The following is a 1,647-nucleotide window of genomic DNA, read 5'->3' on the forward strand; positions in this document are numbered from 1 at the left end:
TTTATACCCTTATGATTTAGGCAAATAACATACACAAGTAGAGATCAAAGGATTTAAGTAGAGAATCAGGAAACAATAATAGTCATTAAAATCTGTGTTTCCTTTATAACTCTTCTAAAATTAAAAAATAAAATATCTAGTAATATTTTCTAATACTTTTATACGTCAATTTTGTTGCATATATTTTTCTAATTTTAAAGTCAACCGCTAATAACAATTTAAGAGAGTCAAGCTGAAAAGTAGTTGTAGGTAAATTCAATAAGAATTGTTTTCTAATTTAAAACATAAAATGAATTAGAGATAAAAATTTAACCACTACTTTTGGTAAAAGTAAATAGTAGAGCACCAAAGACCAGAATCTTCCTCTCAGATAATCAAGAGCCAACCAAAAAATATGGAAAAAACTACAAGCTACAACTAAAATAAAAATTAATTTTCTTGGTCGGGAACTAAATCAGGGCGTATTACCCAATTAAGTATCCAGCGAGAATTTTCAATTCTCTCTAAACAGGCAACTGTTCCCGGAGGGAAGCAAAGAATATCATAGCCCTCTCTTCCTAAAATAAGAGAACTAACTAACTGAGATATAAAAGGCATATGACCCACTAACATCGTGTCATCATACCATTCTTGAATGAGATCAATGAGAGGTGCTATAGGATGATCGGACCCTAATAGCGGACAAACCTCTATAGCCTGGCTTTCAGCCAGCGACGAGACCAGAATTTCTGCACTTTGTTGTGCTCGCAACTTTCCACTATGCATAAGATGCACGACATATACTCCTCGGTGTTTTAAATAAACAGCTACTTTGCCCACCTCTTCGATTCCTTCTTGAGTAAGAGGCCGCTCACCAGCAAGATTCGGCAGCTGTTCAGCGTGGCCGTGGCGAACACAAAATAATTTCATAAAAGCTTTTACTCTTAAGTAATAATCTAATTATATTCTATACTGCTAGCCAATAGAATATAAATCCCTGTAATATATACTTTACTACTATTATGAAACCTTGTTGCTACAAGAGATTATTATTAGAATAATCTTAAATATTAGAATAATCTTTTCTACTGTTTAGAACCAGCTTCTCCTCCACAAAATTAGATATTGACAGAATTATAGAAAAGTCCGTACAATGCAAATTTGTGTGAATTTATAGTCCATCTAAAAAAGTTTTCGATAACATTTAAGAGAATTAAAATCAATTTTAATCTGACTGAACTTCATTCTACTACCTTTTTCGGGTTTCTGTAGAATAAATTCTACTCTCAGTGGGAAACTAAAAAAATTAAATATGATAGACCAAAATCTCACAGAAAAACACTACTCAAAAAGGAGAGAATCGTATATCGCTTTTAGAGCGAAACCAGGTCCCCATCGTCTAGAGGCCTAGGACATCGCCCTTTCACGGCGGTAACAGGGGTTCAAATCCCCTTGGGGACGCTATAAAGAACAGCGTTTTTTTCAATAAAATTAAAAAATCGATTATAAACTGTCTACCATAGAGGCTGAAATGGAACACAGTCTCCTCGTATAATCGCATTACCTCTGGCTACAAAAATATTAAACAACCTAATTTCCACGAATGAATTAATCCCAATAATAAATGATCAATGAAGTGACCTACCCTATTAAAACTCTCTTAAAGAG

1 protein-coding gene and 1 tRNA gene are annotated in these 1,647 nt (G+C 33.6%); one reads left to right on the plus strand and one right to left on the minus strand.

The features are described 5' to 3' along the window. Positions 1 to 429 precede the first annotated feature (429 nt). Positions 430 to 909 carry a phosphohistidine phosphatase SixA gene (gene sixA, locus CLERM_RS00300; RefSeq protein ID WP_102156639.1) on the minus strand — a complete coding sequence of 160 codons (480 nt, stop codon included), beginning with the start codon at positions 907 to 909 and terminating at the stop codon, positions 430 to 432. Between the two features lie 458 nt (positions 910 to 1,367). On the opposite strand from sixA, the gene CLERM_RS00305 reads away from it, so the two are divergent. Beyond that, positions 1,368 to 1,440 (plus strand) — tRNA-Glu (locus tag CLERM_RS00305). Positions 1,441 to 1,647: the final 207 nt, after the last annotated feature.

The sequence above is a fragment of the Coxiella-like endosymbiont genome (assembly GCF_002871095.1).
GTDB lineage: Bacteria > Pseudomonadota > Gammaproteobacteria > Coxiellales > Coxiellaceae > Coxiella.